Annotated in this window: 13 protein-coding genes and 1 tRNA gene; 5 read left to right on the top strand and 9 right to left on the bottom strand. The window is 63.2% G+C overall.

What is annotated here, in order from left to right:
- Positions 1 to 15 precede the first annotated feature (15 nt).
- Positions 16 to 387 carry a hypothetical protein gene (locus JQ507_28850; protein QRI68859.1) on the top strand — a complete coding sequence of 124 codons (372 nt, stop codon included), beginning with the start codon at positions 16 to 18 and terminating at the stop codon, positions 385 to 387.
- A gap of 1 nt (position 388) precedes the next feature.
- Here JQ507_28850 and JQ507_28845 read toward each other — a convergent pair whose 3' ends face one another.
- From JQ507_28845 to JQ507_28815, 7 genes are all read right to left on the bottom strand, one after another.
- On the bottom strand, positions 389 to 1,240 hold the full coding sequence (locus tag JQ507_28845) for an MBL fold metallo-hydrolase (GenBank protein ID QRI68858.1): 852 nt from the start codon (positions 1,238 to 1,240) through the stop codon (positions 389 to 391).
- A gap of 21 nt (positions 1,241 to 1,261) precedes the next feature.
- Positions 1,262 to 2,251, bottom strand: a complete 990-nt coding sequence (locus tag JQ507_28840) for an NADPH:quinone reductase (protein QRI68857.1) — start codon at positions 2,249 to 2,251, stop codon at positions 1,262 to 1,264.
- The gene (locus tag JQ507_28835) at positions 2,248 to 3,030 is read right to left on the bottom strand and encodes an SDR family oxidoreductase (protein QRI68856.1); all 783 of its coding nucleotides are present in this window, start codon (positions 3,028 to 3,030) and stop codon (positions 2,248 to 2,250) included. Before JQ507_28835 ends, JQ507_28840 begins: the two co-directional genes overlap by 4 nt.
- Positions 3,031 to 3,166: 136 nt before the next feature.
- Positions 3,167 to 3,682: a CvpA family protein gene (locus JQ507_28830; GenBank protein ID QRI68855.1), complete on the bottom strand. Its 516-nt coding sequence runs from the start codon at positions 3,680 to 3,682 to the stop codon at positions 3,167 to 3,169.
- Between the two features lie 115 nt (positions 3,683 to 3,797).
- Entirely contained in the window at positions 3,798 to 3,959 is a 162-nt protein-coding gene (locus tag JQ507_28825; GenBank protein QRI68854.1) for a hypothetical protein, read from the bottom strand.
- Positions 3,956 to 5,563 (bottom strand): choline dehydrogenase, encoded by a 1,608-nt coding sequence (locus JQ507_28820; protein ID QRI68853.1) that lies wholly within the window; start codon positions 5,561 to 5,563, stop codon positions 3,956 to 3,958. Before JQ507_28820 ends, JQ507_28825 begins: the two co-directional genes overlap by 4 nt.
- 132 nt (positions 5,564 to 5,695) lie before the next feature.
- Complete coding sequence (locus tag JQ507_28815) at positions 5,696 to 7,129, bottom strand: aldehyde dehydrogenase family protein (GenBank protein ID QRI68852.1); 1,434 nt, start codon at positions 7,127 to 7,129, stop codon at positions 5,696 to 5,698.
- Between the two features lie 316 nt (positions 7,130 to 7,445).
- Here JQ507_28815 and JQ507_28810 point away from each other — a divergent pair.
- A tRNA-Met gene (locus tag JQ507_28810) sits at positions 7,446 to 7,522 on the top strand.
- Between the two features lie 72 nt (positions 7,523 to 7,594).
- Here the strand turns inward: JQ507_28810 and JQ507_28805 are convergent.
- Positions 7,595 to 8,188 (bottom strand): hypothetical protein, encoded by a 594-nt coding sequence (locus tag JQ507_28805; GenBank protein ID QRI73564.1) that lies wholly within the window; start codon positions 8,186 to 8,188, stop codon positions 7,595 to 7,597.
- A 2,860-nt stretch (positions 8,189 to 11,048) separates the two neighbouring features.
- Here JQ507_28805 and JQ507_28800 point away from each other — a divergent pair.
- Both JQ507_28800 and JQ507_28795 read left to right on the top strand, forming a co-directional pair.
- Positions 11,049 to 13,190: a type I secretion system permease/ATPase gene (locus JQ507_28800; GenBank protein QRI68851.1), complete on the top strand. Its 2,142-nt coding sequence runs from the start codon at positions 11,049 to 11,051 to the stop codon at positions 13,188 to 13,190.
- Positions 13,174 to 14,589, top strand: a complete 1,416-nt coding sequence (locus JQ507_28795) for an HlyD family type I secretion periplasmic adaptor subunit (protein QRI68850.1) — start codon at positions 13,174 to 13,176, stop codon at positions 14,587 to 14,589. The genes JQ507_28800 and JQ507_28795 overlap by 17 nt, the downstream gene beginning before the upstream one ends.
- 22 nt (positions 14,590 to 14,611) lie before the next feature.
- On the opposite strand, the gene JQ507_28790 is transcribed toward JQ507_28795, so the two are convergent.
- Complete coding sequence (locus tag JQ507_28790) at positions 14,612 to 15,415, bottom strand: FkbM family methyltransferase (protein QRI68849.1); 804 nt, start codon at positions 15,413 to 15,415, stop codon at positions 14,612 to 14,614.
- A 101-nt stretch (positions 15,416 to 15,516) separates the two neighbouring features.
- Between JQ507_28790 and JQ507_28785 the strand changes: the two genes are divergently transcribed.
- Entirely contained in the window at positions 15,517 to 16,875 is a 1,359-nt protein-coding gene (locus tag JQ507_28785; GenBank protein ID QRI68848.1) for an autotransporter strand-loop-strand O-heptosyltransferase, read from the top strand.
- Positions 16,876 to 16,900 lie beyond the last annotated feature (25 nt).

Here is a 16,900-nt window from a genome sequence, read left to right as displayed (position 1 = left end):
CAAGGAGTCTCGCCCATGAAATTCTTTCACGAAGCCGAACCCGGCATCTTCATCGCGACCGGCTGCTTGCAGACCGAGCAGGATGGTTGTGACTGGACCGTGGAATATTCCGAGCTGCTGGCCGCGAACCGGCCGCTCGCCGTGATCGTCAACGTCAACGATCAGCCGGAGGTCGCCGCCGGCAAGCCGATGGTGCTGTGGATGAAGGCGCACAAGGCCGAGCTCGGCCGGTTGATCCGGGTCACGGTCTATATCGCTGATGACGACGAGGAACGCGCGGAGCTCGAGCGCAGCCTGCCCGGCCGTGCCAAGGCCTTGCCCTATCCGGCAGCGATCGCGGCCAGCGAGGCCGACGCGCTGTTCCTCGCGCGTGCCAGTCTGAGTTAGCTCAGCTCTCGGGCGCGATGAACCTGAATGCGTCGCCATCGCGCTTGATGTGCCCGGCGTCGAAATGTCCGCCGATCACCAGCGTCGGCGTGTCGGCAAAGCGCGAGAACAGGTCGCGCCGCGTAGCCGCCGATTGCTTCTGGTCGGAATCCGCGGTCGACGACCAGTCGAGATGGTACATCTGGCAGGGATGATGCGCGACGTCGCCGGTCAGCAGCCCTTCCTCTCCGGCCGACTTGATGTGGATGCTCACATGGCCGGGGCTGTGTCCCGGCGTCGGGATCAGCGTGATCTCTTCGGTCAGCCGGTGGTCGCTCGGCACCAGCTCGGCCTTGCCGGCATCCGCGATCGGCTTCACTGAATCGGCGAACACGGCGGCATGCGCCGCATCGTCGCTGTGGTCGCGCCAGTGCTCATACTCGGTCTTGCCGAACACGTAGCGCGCATTGGCGAAGGTCGGCACCCAGTTGCCGCCGGCGAGCTTGGTGTTCCAGCCGACATGGTCGACATGCAGATGCGTGCACAGCACGGTGTCGATGCTGTCGGGGGCAAATCCCGCCGCGGTCAGTTTCTCCAGGAACGGATCGCTGCGGTTGTTCCAGGTCGGCACGTTGCGGCCCTGCTTGTCGTTGCCGAGCCCAGTGTCGACGATGATGCGGTGCTCCGGGGTCTCCACCAGCAGCGAATGGATCGACATTTTCAGCCGGCCGTCCTCATTGGCGAAATGCGGGATCAGCCAGGGCAGGCTCTGGATCTCCTCTCGGCCCGCGAGCGGCAGGATGAAGCGTGTGCTGCCGACGGTCTCGAGTTCGACGACCTTGGTGATTTTGACCTTGCCTACGGTCCAGTGCATGCGGCGTATCCTCGGTTCTTGTTATCTGGCGCAGTCGACGATCACCGTGCCGATCTTGTCGCCCTTCTCGACGGCGAGATGGGCATCGGCGGTCTCGGCAAGCGCGAATTGCCCGGCGATGTTGTGCACGCGGGTGCCCGATTCCAGCCATTTCGTGATGTCGGCCTGCGCGGCGGCGAGCAGCGGCGGCGGCAGCGCGAACAGCACCAGCGAGCGCACCGTGATGCACTTCTCCATCAATTCGCGCACCGGCAGCGTGGGTGTACGGTTGCCGTTGGTGGCGTAGACCGCGATGGTCGAGTTCAGCGCCATGAGTTTCAGCGTGGTCGCGAGGTTGCCGCCGAAATCGACGTCGATGACGCGGTCGACGCCGCGGTTCTCGGTGAACGCCATCACCCTGGAGACGACGTCCTCGGTCCGATAGTTGACGACCATGTCGGCGCCGCCAAGCCGCGCCTCGACGTCTTTGACCTGCGAACTCACGGTCGCGATCACCCGCGCGCCGCCCCACTTCGCCAGTTGCACGGCGTAGTGGCCGACCGCGCCGGCGCCGCCGGTGACCAGTACCGTCTGGCCCGCGACCGGACCGTCGGCAAACAGCGCGCACCATGCCGTCATGCAGGGAATGCCGAGCGTGGCTCCTGCCGCGAACGACACGTCATGTGGCAGCGGCGTCACCAGATAGTCGGCGAGCGTGATGTATTCGGCTGCGGTGCCGAAGGCACGGCCGTTGCGCTGGCCGTTGAACAGCCAGACACGGTCGCCGACGGCAAAGCGCGTCACGCCTTCGCCGATCTGGTCGACGATCCCGGCGCCGTCGCTGTTCGGGATCACGCGGGGAAACTCCATCGCGCGATAATTGCCGCTGCGCCGGCCGACATCGGCCGGATTGACGCCGGAGGCCTCGAGGCGAACCCGGACCTCGCCGGGACCTGCGTCGGGCGTCGGCATCTCGCCGACGGTGAGCACCGTCGGCGCCGCGCCGGTTCGCTCGTACCAGACGGCTCTCATAACGTGCCCGGGAAGGCGCCGCCATCGAGCAGGATGTTCTGCCCGGTGATGAAGCCGGCCTTGTCACCGCACAGGAAGGCGCAGGCATAGCCGAACTCGTCGGGACGGCCGAAGCGGCCGGCGGGGTTCAGATTGGCGCGCTCGCTCAGGACCTGGTCGGCCGAGATGCCGCGCTTCTCGGCCTCGGGCTTGGCGGTGCCGCGCAGGCGGTCGGTGTCGAACGGGCCTGGCAGCAGGCCGTTGATGGTGACGTTGTTGATCACGGTCTTGCGCGACAGGCCGGCGACGAAGCCGGTGAGGCCGGCGCGGGCGCCGTTGGACAGGCCGAGAATCTCGATCGGCGCCTTCACCGCCGCCGAAGTGATGTTGACGATGCGGCCGAACTTGCGCGCCATCATGCCGTCGACGGTCGCCTTGATCAGCTCGATCGGTGTCAGCATGTTGGCGTCGATCGCCTTGATCCAGTCGTCGCGGGTCCAGTTGCGGAAATCGCCGGGCGGCGGGCCGCCGGCATTGTTGATCAAGATGTCCGGTTCAGGGCAGGCCTTGAGCACGGCTTCGCGACCCGCCGGCGTCGTGATGTCGCCGACGATCTCGGTCACGGTGACGGACGGATGCGCCTTGCGGATCTCGTCGGCGGTCTGCTTCAGCGCCTCGGCGCCGCGCGCCGTCAGGGTGACATGCACCCCCTCATTGGCGAGCGCGATCGCGCAGGCGCGGCCCAGTCCCTTGCTCGATGCGCAGACGATGGCACGGCGGCCTTTGATTCCAAGATCCACGAGTTCGCTCCCTGTGATGTCGGGTCGGTTTGTAAAGGTTTGATGGATGCATTCTAGCCAAGCTAGGCAGCGCCGATAAGGGATGTGCAATGCATAAGTGCATGCCGGGCAGGAACAGCCGGGCGAACGCGGCGAGCTAGATGCGCTGCTCGCGCCGCAGCCGCTCGATCGCCATGGTGGCTTCGGGCAGCAGCGACCGGAAGCCGGCCTGTCCGGCCGCGGAGAACCAGGGGCGCAATTGTGATCCGTTGAGGAATTGCGGCTGTCTCGCCAGCGGCACCAGCTGGTCGAACACCAGCACCAGCGTGGTCACGACGAGGCCGACCCTGACGGCGCCAAGCAGCGCGCCGCCGAGTCGGTCGCCGATCCCGATCTCTGCGCCCATCGTGTCGTCGAGCATTGTCCGCGCCATCTTTCCGAGGATGACGCCGATCACGAGGAACAGGCCGAACAGCAGCACGCCGTTGGGCGGAAAGGGCGAGGACGGCAGCGTCGCGATGTGGGGCCCGATCATCGCCAGCGCTGCGACCGCGAGCGGCATCGCAACGAGATAGGCCAGGATGGTGACCGCGCTGCGCAGCAGGCCGGTCGTGAAGCCGGTCACGACCGCAAACAGCAAGCCGATGGTCACGGCGAGGTCGAAGAGGTTCATGGGTAAGGATTTCCTGCCCGATCTCCTACGGTTCCCGGGTTGATGAAACCGGTTTTGCATCAAGGACAATTGTAGCGATCAATCGCCCGCTTCCGGCAACCTGTCGATGTCTGGCCTATTCGATGCCGGTAAAGAAATCATCCTCGTCGCCGACGCTCGCCGTCATTCCGGGGCGCGCGTCAGCGCGAGCCCGGAATCCATTGGGCCGCAGGTTCGGTGGATGAATGGATTCCGGGTTCTCGCCTACGGCGAGCCCCGGAATGACGAAGGAAATCACCCCGCGCGCATCTCTGCCCGGATCATGTCCGCGGCCTTCTCGCCGATCATGATGGTCGGCGCATTGGTGTTGCCGCCGATCAGCGTCGGCATGATCGAGGCATCGACCACGCGCAGGCCCTCGATCCCATGCACGCGCAGCGTCGGATCGACCACCGCGAGCGGATCATTGGTGCCCATCTTGCAGGTGCCGACCGGGTGATAGACGGTGTCCGAGCGCGCCCGCAGGATGCCGCGGATGTCGTCGTCGGTGCGGACATCCGCGGTGAACATGTCCTTCTGCTGCAGCGCGCGCAGCGCCGGCGCGTCGAGCAGCCGCTTCGTCATCTTGAAGCCGGCGACCATGGTCTCGACGTCGCTGTCCTCGCCGAAGAAATTCGGATCGATCGCGGGCGCTGCGAGCGGGTCGGCGCTGTTCAGCCACACGCTGCCGCGGCTTGCCGGGCGCAGCAGGCAGACATGGCAGGAGAAGCCGGTGCCCCAGCGCGGCTTGCGGCCATGGTCTTCCACCATGGCCATGCAGAAATGCAGCTGAATGTCGGGGATGTCGAGGTCAGGCCGCGTCTTCAGGAAGCCGCCGCATTCGGCGACGTTCGAGGTCATCGGGCCGCGCCGCTCGCGCCGGTATTGCCCGATGCCCTTGATGATCCGGCCGATGCCGCCCCACGACAGTCCCGAGAAATAAGGTGCGTCGGAGGCGAAGCCGAACACGAAATCAGGGTGATCCTGCAGGTTCTGTCCGACACCCGGCAGGTGATGCACGCTGGCGATCCCGTGCTTGCCGAGCGCTGCGGCATCGCCGACGCCCGACAGCATCATCAGTTGCGGCGACTGGAACGCGCCGGCCGAGAGGATGACCTCGCGCTTTGCGCGCAGCACCTTCTTCTCCTTGCCTTGCATGTATTCGACGGCGACGGCACGCTTGCCCTCGAAGATGATGCGGGTCGCATGTGCCTGGGTCTCGATGCGCAGATTGGGCCGGCGGCCCATGTGCGGATGGATGTAGCCGCGCGCCGCGCTCCAGCGCTCTCCATTCTTCTGGGTCACCTGATAGATGCCTAATCCTTCCTGTTCGGCGCCGTTGAAATCGTCGCGGATCCGGAACTGCGCCTCGCGCGCGCCCTGCAGGAACATCTCCTTGACCGGATTGTCGGACTGCAGGCCGGTGACGTTGAGCGGCCCGCCCTTGCCGTGATACTCGCCGTCGAGCTCGGTGTTGTTCTCCGAGCGCTTGAAGTAGGGCAGCACGTCGGCGTAGCTCCAGCCGGTATTGCCGAGCGAAGCCCAGTGGTCGTAGTCGGCGCGATGGCCGCGGATGTAGACCATGGCATTGATGGCCGACGAGCCGCCGAGGCCCTTGCCGCGCGGCTGATAGCCGATGCGGCCGTTCAAGCCTTTCTGCGGCACCGTGTCGAACGCCCAGTTGTTGAGCTTGCTCGAGAGCATCAGAATGATGGCGCCGGGCGTGGTCACCACCCAATTGTCGTTCTTTCCGCCGGCATCGAGCATCGCCACCGAGGTCGCCGGATCCTCCGACAACCGCCCTGCCACCGCGCAGCCGCCGGAGCCTCCGCCCACCACCACGAAATCGAATGTGTCAGTCATTCTTGTTTCCCCATGCTTACTTTTATTTGTCATTCCGGGGCGATGCGAAGCATCGAGCCCGGAATCCATCGCGTTGCAGTGACGTGGATGAATGGATTCCGGGCTCGCGCTGCGCGCGTCCCGGAATGACTGCTAAGACAACAACCGCATCAGCTTCTCCAGCCGCGCGACCTTCGCGCCATAGGGCGGATAGAGATCAGCGAGCCGGTTGAAGCGCGAGCGGTAGAACACCGGCTTCAGCTTGGTCAGCGTCCTGAATCCCCATTCGCCGTGATAGGCGCCGCTGCCTGAGGCGCCGACGCCGCCCATTGGCTGATAGGCCTGCGCGAAATGGAACAGGCAGTCATTGACGGTGACGCCACCGGACACCGTGCGCGCCAGCACCGCGTCGCGGGCGGCGTGATCGGTGCCGAACCAGTACAGCGCGAGCGGGCGGTCGCGCTTGTTGATGAAGGCGATCGCTTCCGCTGCGTCGCGGGTACCGACGACCGGCAACACCGGCCCAAAGATCTCTTCCTGCATCACGGTCATGTCGGGCGTCGCATCGACGATGACCGTCGGCGGGAATTTGCGCCGCTCCTTCCACTCGGGATCGTTCGGCGCAGCCGGCTGCATGATGGTCGCGCCCTTCGCGGCGGCGTCGGCGACGAGGGCCTCGAGCCGGGCGTAATGCCGGTCGGAGACGATCGAGCTGTAGTCGGGATTTTTCGGATCGGTGCCGAACATGTGCTGCATGTGGCCCTGCAACCGCATCGCGAACGGCTGCACCGAGGCTTGCGGCACCAGCACGTAGTCGGGCGCGATGCAGGTCTGGCCGGCATTGAGCAGCTTGCCGTAGGCGATGCGTTGCGCGGCCTCGTCGATGTCGGCGGAGCCGTCGACGATCGCGGGCGATTTGCCGCCGAGCTCGAGCGTGACCGGTGTGAGGTTGCGGCCGGCGGCCTCGGCGACCAGCCGGCCGATCCGGGTCGATCCGGTGAAGATCAGATGATCGAACGGCAGCGCGGCAAAGGCTTTCGCGATGTCGTCGTCGATATCGGTGACCGCGAGTTCGGCGGTGTCGAATTTCTTCGCGATCGCCTCCATCAGCAATTCGGAGAACCGCGGCACCAGCTCGCTCGGCTTGATGATGGCGCGGTTGCCGGCTGCGATCGCCGCGACCGCGGGCGCCAGCGTCAGCTGCAGCGGATAATTCCACGGCGCGATGATCCCGACCACGCCGAGCGGCTGCGGGATCAGCCGGTTCTTGGCCGGCGCGAACTGTACCGTGGTCGGGATCCTTTCGGGCGCCATCCAGCCCTTGAGGTGCTTGGCGGCATGCTTGATCTCGCCGAGCACCAGCATGGTCTCTGCGATCGCGGTCTCGACGGTGGAGCGGTGGCCGAAATCGGCCGAGATCGCGGCCGCGAATCGGGCCTCGTTTTCGGTCAGCGCGGCGCGCAGGCGCCGCAGCCGGTCCAGCCGCGCCTGCAAGGTCGGCGCCGGCTCGCTGCGCGACAGCTCGAATTGGCGGTGAAAGGCCTCCTCAAGCGCGTGCAGCCCCGGGCTCTTCAATGGCCGGTCCATCAGCGTTTCCCCTCGGATGACGTTTCCTTGACGGATTTTGTTGGCGCCAAGCTCCGCTTTTACGCACGATCTGGCAAGGCCCGGTTCCCGGCGGTAAATTTGTCAGGAAAACCGGTGATTTGGACGTCACAAAATCCTCAAAAACCCGCATCCGGGGCTTTCCAAACCGGGCACACGTTGATACATACGCCCCGCACCCGACGGCTTCGGCCTGGGTCGCCTTCTCAGGAAGCTCTCCGGACGGATCGATCGGCGCCGTTAGCAGCGTTGGCCGGCAGGTTCGGGCACTCTTTCTGCAAGGCATGCAACGGTTTAACGCGGGGTGGAGCAGCCCGGTAGCTCGTCAGGCTCATAACCTGAAGGTCATAGGTTCAAATCCTATCCCCGCAACCAAGTTCGGACCCAACGGTTCCGATGAAATGGCCCGCATCTCGCGGGCCATTTTTGTTTGGCTCGAGCCTCCCGCTAGACGATGAAATGAAATTCCTGCCAGGCGCTCCACATCATGCCGTCGTTGGCGCGAACCCAGAGGTCGTCAGTCACGGTGCCGCCCTGGAAGGTCGTGCCGGCGAGCTGGGCGGGGCTGACGTTGATAGCGGTGCTGGCGGGCTGCGCGACGCCGCCGATGCTCCAGTGGCCGCTGCCGGCTGACGATGTCGAATCCCAGACTTGATATTGGGTGATGCTGTCCCCGTCGGCGTCGGCGACCGAGAACAGGCTGGTGGCGGCCACGTTCTGGTTGAGGACGGTCGCGTGGAAGTCAGCTGCGGTGACGACAGGAGCATGGTCAAGCGGTGCGTTGACGTGGAATTCTTTCCAGGCCCCCCATGTGAAACCGTCATTGGCCCGCACCCACAGGTCATCCGAACCGGAGCCCGACTGGAACGAGGTGCTCGTCAACTGAGCCGGCGACACATTGATCGCGATGCCGGCGGCCTGCGCCACACCGCCGACCACCCAATGACCGCTGGCGGGATCGCTGGTCGAATCCCAAAGCTGATAGGCGGTGATCGTGTCGCCATCGGCATCGCTGACCGTGAACAGGTTCGACGCGGCGATGTCCTGACCATGCGTGGCGGTCACATCAGACGCGCTGGCCACGGGACCCTGGTCGATCGGAGCGGTGACGTGGAATTCTTTCCAGGCCCCCCATGTGATGCCATCGAAGGCTCGCGCCCAGAGGTCATCCGAACCGGAGCCCGACTGGAACGAGGTGCTCGTCAACTGAGCCGGCGACACATTGATCGCGATGCCGGCAGCCTGCGCGACGCCACCGACCACCCAGTGCCCGCTGGCGGGATCACTCGTTGAATCCCAGAGCTGATAGGCTGTGATAGAGTCCCCATCGGCATCGCTGACCGTGAACAGGTTCGACGCGGCGATGTCCTGACCATGTGTGGCGGTCACATCAGACGCGCTGGCCACGGGACCCTGGTCGATCGGCGCGGTGACGTGGAATTCTTTCCAGGCCCCCCATGTGATGCCGTCATTGGCCCGCGCCCAGAGGTCATCCGAACCGGAGCCCGACTGGAACGAGGTGCTCGTCAACTGAGCGGGCGACACATCGATCGCGATGCCGGCAGCCTGCGCGACGCCGCCGACCACCCAGTGCCCGCTGGCGGGATCACTCGTTGAATCCCAGAGTTGATAGGCGGTGATCGTGTCGTTGTCGGCATCGTTGACGCTGAACAGATGGGACGCGGCGATGTCCTGACCGTGTGTGGCGGTGGCATCAGACGCGCTGACCACCGGTGCATGATTCGGACCTGGCGTGGCCGTGAACGGGACCCATGCTCCCCAGAGATATCCATCATAGGCCCTCGCCCAGAGCTGGTCTGGAGCCTGGCCAAACTGGTAGCTGGTCTGGGCAAGCTGCGCCGCGGTGATGTCGATTTCCACTTCGGTGGCCTGAACGGCACCGTTCACCACCCAGTGGCCGTTGCCGTTGCTGTCCCAGAGTGCGTATTGGGTGATCGCATCGTGATCCTGGTCGGTGGCGCTGAACAGCCCGGAAGCCGCGACCGAAGCTTGTCCGTGCGCCGCCGTGAAGCCGGAAGCCGAGACGACCGGAGGGTGATCCACATTTTGCGTGGCCGTGAACGGGACCCATGCTCCCCAGAGATATCCATCATAGGCCCGGACCCAGAGCGTGTCCGGGGCCGTTCCGAATACATAGCTCACCTGTGAGAGGCTGGCCGCCGAGACGTCGATCTCGGCGTCGGTGGCTTGCGCAACGCCGCCGATCATCCAGTACCCGTGACCCTCGGTGTCCCACAGCCCATATTTGGTGATCGTGTCGCCGTCTGAGTCGCTGGCGGAGAACAGGGACGAACCGGTCGCCGCGAGTTGCGTGTATGGAACGGTGACGTTCGCCGCCGTGACCACCGGCGCGTGATCGGCCGGCGAGATCACAAAGGATTTCCAGTCGCTCCACAAATAGCCGTCGAAGGCTCTTACCCACAAAGTGTCGGCGCCGGGTCCAGCCTGATAGCTCGTTTGCGCCAGCTGCGACGCGCTGATGTCGATCTCGGTCTTGGTGCCCTGGACTGTTCCTCCCACCGTCCAGTGACCGTTGCCGTTGCTGTCCCAAAAGGAATATTCGGTAACGGAATCGCCGGCGGCCATGTTCACCGAGAACAGCGATGAGGCCGCGAAAACCTGATTTCGGCCCGCGGCCTGATCGCCGGCCGTCACGACCGGTGTCGTCCGGATGCTGTATCCGAGATCCTTCAGAATTCCGATGTCCAGGTTGGAGATCGCGTACTGGTAATCGGAGAAGAAAACGATCCCGTTCATCAAGTCCAGCGTGAGCGGGTCCTTGACCGTCGACGGGGTGGCGTAGAGGTCGGATTGCTGGTTGCCGAAATGGTAGTAGTTCTGGGTGGTGCTGTTCGTGGTCAGGGGCACCGGGCCACCGTAGGCGGCCTCGGCATTCGCGCCGACGAAGTAGGCGCCCATGCCGCTCTTTTGGATCAGGGTGTCGAACGTCGATTCGTAGGCGCCGGGCAGCTGGCCGCTCTGGTTGTACCAGCCCGTCATGCCGAAGCCGTGCATGAGCTCATGAAGAAAAACGTCGATCGGATTGATCACGTTTGCGGGCACCTGACTGGCGTAGGTCAGGCCATAATCCATGTCGATATATTGGAAGTAGCCGGGATCGATGTTGATGGTGATGTCGCTTGTGGTGCCGGCGACATGCTGTCCGGTGGTCAGCTCGTACTGGCTTGACGGCTCATACACCGCGAGCCCGCCGTTTGTGCCGACGTTGTAGCTCGAGGTAGGCCCGCCATCGGCGCGGCCAACGGTGGTGGGCAGGATGTTGAGCTGCACCACCAGGGTGCCATTGCCCAGGATGTATCGCTGCCAGACATTGAGGGCCTGCTCGAGATCGTAAACGAGAGAGGCCTCGGCCGATCCGCCTGCGCTCGAAGAATCATTCAACGTTACGGAATAATTCCAAGTCATATTGGTCGAGCCTTCAATCTATGGTAGCGTACCAATAATAATTAATATTCATGTGACCAGTCATTTCTGTATCCTGCAAGACCAGAAAGGCATGCTCTCTATTGCACCGAACGGCCGACGAGCTCATCCGGGTGACCCCGTTGGAGGCGATATCAAGCACGGCGACCCGTAAGACTACGGAGCCTGCTTCGGCTGCGAACGGTTCCAACGATCGATTCTGGGATCGGCATGATGTTGTTCGCGAATTCTGCTTGGTCGCGGACAACGCCAATTGCATCTCGCCGGAGAGCCATAGTACTCTGGCCGTCATATTCATCTGCTGCTCTACCGGTTCGTTACGAATAGTCAGCTTGCGCTGACGGCGAGGCCGAAAGGGCAGGGGGCGCGCTCACGACAGTGTCGGCTCGCGTTCGACGGCAGTCATTTTCAGCTACTGAGCAGATTAAATCGTGAGATGATTGAAACGCGGAGTGGTACGGCAGCAGACAGCGGGATCGTTGCACTCGCGATGCTGCTGCGTTTTCACGGCATCGCGGCCGATGTCGACCAGATTCGTCATCAAGTCGGCAATGGCCCGTTCGGAACGCCGGAGATGCTGCGCCACGCGCGCTCGACCGGCGTCAAGGCCCGGGAGGTGACCACCAACTGGCTAAGGCTGGAGAAGGCGCCGCTTCCCGCCATCGCGTTGTTGCGCGACGGTGGTCATTTGATCCTTGCCAAGGTGGGCGCCGACAAGATCCTCGTTCAATCGCCGCTGTCGGAGCGCCCGGAGTTGATAACGCGGGCTGATCTGGAGGCAGTGTGGACCGGCCAGTTGATCCTGGTGAGCCGCCGGGCGGGGCTGGTCAATCTTGCACGCCGCTTCGACCTGTCATGGTTTCTGGGAGCGATCCACAAATATCGGTACCATTTCGTGGAGGTGCTGATCGCCTCTTTTTTCCTGCAGCTGTTTGCGCTGGTGTCGCCGCTGTTCTTTCAGGTGGTGATCGACAAGGTCCTGGTCAATCACACACTCAGCACACTCGATGTGCTCGTCGTAGGCTTGATCGGCATCGCGGTTTTCGAGACGGCCCTCGCAATATTGAGGACCTACCTGTTCTCCCATGTGACGAACAGGATCGATGTCGAACTGGGGGCCCGCTTGTTTCGGCACCTGATCGGACTGCCCATTGCCTATTTTCAGGCTCGCCGGGTCGGCGATTCGGTTGCGCGGGTCCGCGAGCTCGAGAACATCCGCAACTTCCTGACCGGCTCGGCCCTGACGGTCGTGATCGACCTGTTCTTCACCGTCGTCTTCATCGCGGTGATGTTCGTCTACTCGCCGATCCTGACCTGGATCGTGCTCGGATCCTTCCCGCTCTATGTCGGCATCTCCGCCGGCGCGACGCCGCTGTTCCGTCAGCGGCTGGACACCAAATTCGAGCGCGGGGCCGAGAACCAGGCGTTTCTGGTCGAGAGCGTGACCGGGGTCGAAACCATCAAGGCGATGGCGCTCGAGCCGCAGATGCAGCGCCGCTGGGAGGAGCAGCTTGCCGAATACGTGGCGGCGAGTTTCCGTGTGCTCAGCCTCGCCAATGTTGCGAGCCAGTCGGTCCAGTTCGTGAGCAAGCTCGTCACCGCGGTGATCCTTTATGCCGGCGCCAAACTGGTGATCGACGGCAGCCTCACGGTCGGCGAGCTGATCGCCTTCAACATGTTCGCGTCACGCGTCAGCGCGCCGGTTCTGAGGCTGGCGCAGCTCTGGCAGGACTTCCATCAGGCCAGGCTCTCGATCGCGCGGCTCGGCGATATCCTGAACACGCCGGCGGAGCAGACGTTCAACCCCGGTCGCGCCGTGCCGCCCCCCATCAAGGGGCAGGTCACGCTCGAGCACGTGTCCTTCCGGTATCGAGTGGATGGACCCGAGGTGCTGCACGAGATCAACATCAACATTCCAGCCGGCCAGGTCGTCGGCATCGTCGGCCCGTCCGGTTCAGGCAAGAGCACCTTCACGAAGCTCGTTCAGCGCCTTTACGTTCCGGAGAAGGGCAGGGTCCTCGTCGACGGCGTCGACCTTGCGATGGTCGATCCGGCGTGGCTGCGCCGCCAGGTCGGCGTCGTGCTGCAGGAAAACGTGCTGTTCAATCGCAGCGTCCGGGAAAACATCGCGCTCGCCGACCCGGCCGCTCCGATGCAGCAGGTGATCGCCGCGGCCCAGCTTGCGGGAGCCCACGAATTCATTCTTGAGCTCCCCGAAGGCTACGACACCGTCGTGGGCGAGCGCGGCTCCAGTCTGTCGGGAGGGCAACGGCAGCGCATCGCGATCGCGCGCGCCCTGATCACCGATCCGCGCATCCTGATCTTCGACGAAGCGACCAGTTCGCTGGACTACGAAAGCGAACGAGTCATTCAGGACAATATGAACCGGATCGTGAAGGGGCGAACGGTCTTTGTCATTGCGCATCGGCTGTCCGCCGTGCGGCGTACTGATCGAATCATCACCATCGATCGCGGCAGGCTGGTTGAACAGGGGTCCCACGAGGAGCTGCTGAGCTCGGGCGGAAGATACGCGTCGCTTTACCGGTTGCAGGCGGGGATCCATGAAGTCGGCTCGTGAAGCGCCTGCGGCCGGGCGCAAAACCCGGGACGAGCTGGCTTTCCTGCCGGCCGCCCTCGAAATCGTCGAGACGCCGCCATCGCCCACTGCCAGGCTGACTGCCGTCTTGCTGGCTGCCCTGTTCTGTTGCGCCGTGGCCTGGGCCGGCCTCGGCAAGATCGACATCGTGGCCTCCGCCCCCGGCAAGATCGTGCCGGGCGACCGCGTCAAGCTGGTCCAGCCGCTCGAGATCGGGGTGGTGCGGGCGATTCACGTCCGCGACGGCCAAACCGTCAAGGCCGGCGAGATTCTGATCGAGCTGGATCCGACCAGCAACCAGGCGGAGCTTCAGCACCAGAAAAACGATCTTCTCGCCGCATTGCTGGACATCGCACGCACGCGTTCCGCGCTTGATGGAAACACGAGCGGGCTTGACGGCGCGCCGGACGACGCGCCGCCCGCCCTGGTCCAAATGCACATGGAATACCTGCGAAGTCAGGATTCCGAGCAGCGCGCCAAATTGTCCGAGCTGGATCGGCAGCGGGTGCAGAAGGTGGCGGAGACCAAGACGATCGACGCCAGCATCGCCAAGATCGAAGCTCTGCTGCCGGTGCTGCAGGAGCGCGTCAGCGTTCGCAAGTATCTGGCGGACCGGGAGTACGGCTCAAAGCTGCAATATTTGCAGGAGCTTCAGGAACTGGTCGGGATGCAGCAGGACATCCTGGTGCAGCGGAGCAAGCTCCAGGAAGCCGACGCAGCCGTGGCCGCACTCGATGAGACGCGCGCCAAGCTTGTCTCGGAGTACCGCCACCGCCTGTACGACGATCTGGCCAAGGCGACGCAGAAGGCCGGCAGCCTCAAGGACGAGGTGTCCAAAGCCGAGCACCGGACCAACCTTCAGAAGCTCGCGGCGCCGATCGACGGCGTGGTGCAGCAATTGGCCGTGCACACTGTCGGCGGTGTCGTCACGCCGGCCCAGACGCTTGCGGTGGTCGTGCCGAGCGACAATCTGATTGAAATCGAAGCGATGGTCTCAAATCGCGATATCGGCTTTGTGCACCCGGGCCAGGACGCCGAAATCAAGGTCGATACCTTCAACTTCACGCGTTACGGCCTGCTGCACGGCAAGATCGTCAGCGTCTCGCCCGATTCCGTCTCCCGCGACAAGGCGCGGGATTCCGCCCGCGAGCCCAATGGCGCAGCGACGGAGGGGAGCAGCAGCGAGCCAAAGGGACAGGGGCCGGTCTATATCGCGCATGTCTCGATCGACCGGACCAAGATGGTCGTCGATGACAAGGAGATCAATCTTTCGCCGGGAATGACCGTCACCGTCGAAATCAGGACGGGCGCCCGCAGCATCATGAGCTATTTGCTGTCGCCGATCGTGCGCTACCGGCAGGATGCTCTGCGAGAGCGGTGATGGAGTGCAGCAAGTCAGGCAGTCACGACGTGGTTCGGGCTTCCACGTGGCTCAGGCTTGGATCGGATTCATGGATCGCAAGGCAGTTTTGGCCGGCGTCGTATGTCCGGTATCCTTGATCGTTCAGCTTGTGAACGAGTGCGGCCTTGTCGGTCTTGATGAATTCCGCATGAATGATGGGGTGATGCTGCCGGATCGTGACGCTGGCCCCCTCCAGCACCTTCAACTCCATCCCTTCGACGTCGATCTTGATCAGGTCACAGCGGCTCAAATTCAGGGAGTCCAGGGTGACCATCGCCGTTTCGGTGCCGCTGGCCGCTGAATAATCGATCTTCTGACCGATCTGCTCCGTGGCGGAGCGTTGCGTTATCTCCAGGCTGCCGAAACTGGCGGGCTCTTGATGACTGAGAGTCGGCACCCAAGTTTTCCCGGTTTCCGACGAAATCACCGCGTGCATCGCCCGCGCATTGAAGCAGTTGTTGACGGCGATATTGCCGGCAAGCGCGTAGTAGACCCGTTCCTGCGCCTCGATGGCAACGACCGAGCCCCAGCCGTCCATGTGCTTGGACCATTCGATGGTGTGAACACCGATGTTCGCCCCGCAGTCGATCGCGACCACGCCATCGCCCCGGTAGGTTCTTCGCAGTGCAAGAAGACCCTTCGTCAGCTCGATTTCAGTGACGTCGAACGCGCCATGCTCGAGAATCTGAATCCCGACTCCAAAAGTGTGGCCGCCCGCCGTGTGATAGTCCAGCCGGTTGACGATCAGCGGGCCATGCGCCGATGCTGCGATCACAAACGGGATCTTGCTGGGAGTGCGGCTCATCGTGGTGTGTTTCTTTGTGTATGCCGTTAAGGAACGGCTGCGAAGGGGTACCCGCTAAGGTTTTCGTCCGTTGACGCGGTTGTCAATCTCGCTTACCTTCCATGCACTTTTTAAGAGGCTGTTTATTATTTCAGGGCAGGGGATATTTCGTGAATGCCATTGCCGTTGCGCCGGCGATTGGGCTGAAGCGCTCGATTGACGATGTCACCGACCAACCCAAAATAATCGTCGATCGTTCGACGAGCGCTATATCGGGCAAGTCGGAAGCCGTTTCGTCGGGTGCCGACGCGCCGAAGCCTGCCTATCCCCCTGCAGCCGAACAGCCGACCCAATTGGGTCCGAAGGGGCTGCGCTTCGACTTCAACGACGGCGCCCGGGTGTTTTGTCCCCAGGGAGAAATCCCATGGCGCGTGCGGCTCTGGGACGCCGAGACCGGCAACCTTCTCTTCGAGACGCAGTTCGCGGGCGGTCGCGTCAACAGCTCAAAGCGCTACTACATTCGCTTCCGCATCGAAGTCTTGCAGGGCGATGATGTCGTCTTCTCGCACGAGTACAACGCGACGGATCGTCACGTTTTGATCCAGCTTCCGATCGGGACGCTGGGAGATACGATCGGCTGGTTTCCCTATGTGGCGAAGTTCAGGGAAGCTCACAATTGCAGGCTGACCTGTGCAATGGCGGAAAAGTTGATTCCGCTGTTTCGGGATGCGTACCCCGACATCAACTTCGTCACGCACGAGGAGATTCAAACCGACCGCTACTACGCCACCTACAGCGTCGGATTGTTTTTCGACGACAAGAACTTCGTCTATCAACCATGCGACTTCCGCTTTGTCGGACTGCACCGGACCGCCGGATATATCCTCGGCGTCGATCCGACTGAAGTCGCGCCGCGCATCTCGCTGGCCGATGACCAAAGGCCGATCCCCGAGCCTTACGTCTGCATCGCGGTACAGAGTACCACGCAATGCAAGTACTGGAATAACCCCAACGGCTGGCGTGAGCTGACCAGTTTTCTCAAAGAGGCCGGCTATCGCGTGATCTGCATCGATCAGAAGCCGACGCACGGTCACGAACTGGTATGGAATCACATTCCGAACGGCGCGGAGGACTGGACCGGTGACCGGCCGATTCAGGAGCGCGCGAATCTCATCAAGCACGCGGAATTTTTTGTCGGTCTATCGAGCGGACTTGCGTGGCTGGCCTGGGCGGTCGGCACGCCGGTGGTCATGATCTCGGGCTTCACGCATCCGACAAACGAATTTGCTACGCCCTATCGCGTCGTCAACTATCACGCCTGCAACAGCTGCTGGAACGATCCGGCAGTTCGCTTCGACCACAAGGATTTCTTCTGGTGTCCCCGCCACAAGGGGACGCCGCGTCAGTTCGAGTGCACAAGGCTGATCACGGTGGATCACGTCAAATCGGTGATCAGGACTATTCCCGGATTCAAGCTCTAGCCGATTTTTTCAAGAACTGACTAGC

The organism is Bradyrhizobium sp. PSBB068, assembly GCA_016839165.1.
In the GTDB taxonomy this organism is placed as follows: domain Bacteria; phylum Pseudomonadota; class Alphaproteobacteria; order Rhizobiales; family Xanthobacteraceae; genus Bradyrhizobium.
The sequence above is the reverse complement of the archived record's forward strand: the minus strand, read 5'-3'. Positions and strand labels throughout refer to the sequence as shown.

Bases quoted from the DNA above. Each gene is read 5' to 3' on its own strand.
- JQ507_28850 (QRI68859.1), top strand. From the start codon at position 16: ATGAAATTCTTTCACGAAGCCGAACCCGGCATCTTCATCGCGACCGGC.
- JQ507_28845 (QRI68858.1), bottom strand. From the start codon at position 1,240: ATGCACTGGACCGTAGGCAAGGTCAAAATCACCAAGGTCGTCGAACTC.
- JQ507_28840 (QRI68857.1), bottom strand. From the start codon at position 2,251: ATGAGAGCCGTCTGGTACGAGCGAACCGGCGCGGCGCCGACGGTGCTC.
- JQ507_28830 (QRI68855.1), bottom strand. From the start codon at position 3,682: ATGAACCTCTTCGACCTCGCCGTGACCATCGGCTTGCTGTTTGCGGTC.
- JQ507_28820 (QRI68853.1), bottom strand. From the start codon at position 5,563: ATGACTGACACATTCGATTTCGTGGTGGTGGGCGGAGGCTCCGGCGGC.
- JQ507_28815 (QRI68852.1), bottom strand. From the start codon at position 7,129: ATGGACCGGCCATTGAAGAGCCCGGGGCTGCACGCGCTTGAGGAGGCC.
- JQ507_28800 (QRI68851.1), top strand. From the start codon at position 11,049: ATGATTGAAACGCGGAGTGGTACGGCAGCAGACAGCGGGATCGTTGCA.
- JQ507_28795 (QRI68850.1), top strand. From the start codon at position 13,174: ATGAAGTCGGCTCGTGAAGCGCCTGCGGCCGGGCGCAAAACCCGGGAC.
- JQ507_28790 (QRI68849.1), bottom strand. From the start codon at position 15,415: ATGAGCCGCACTCCCAGCAAGATCCCGTTTGTGATCGCAGCATCGGCG.
- JQ507_28785 (QRI68848.1), top strand. From the start codon at position 15,517: ATGCACTTTTTAAGAGGCTGTTTATTATTTCAGGGCAGGGGATATTTC.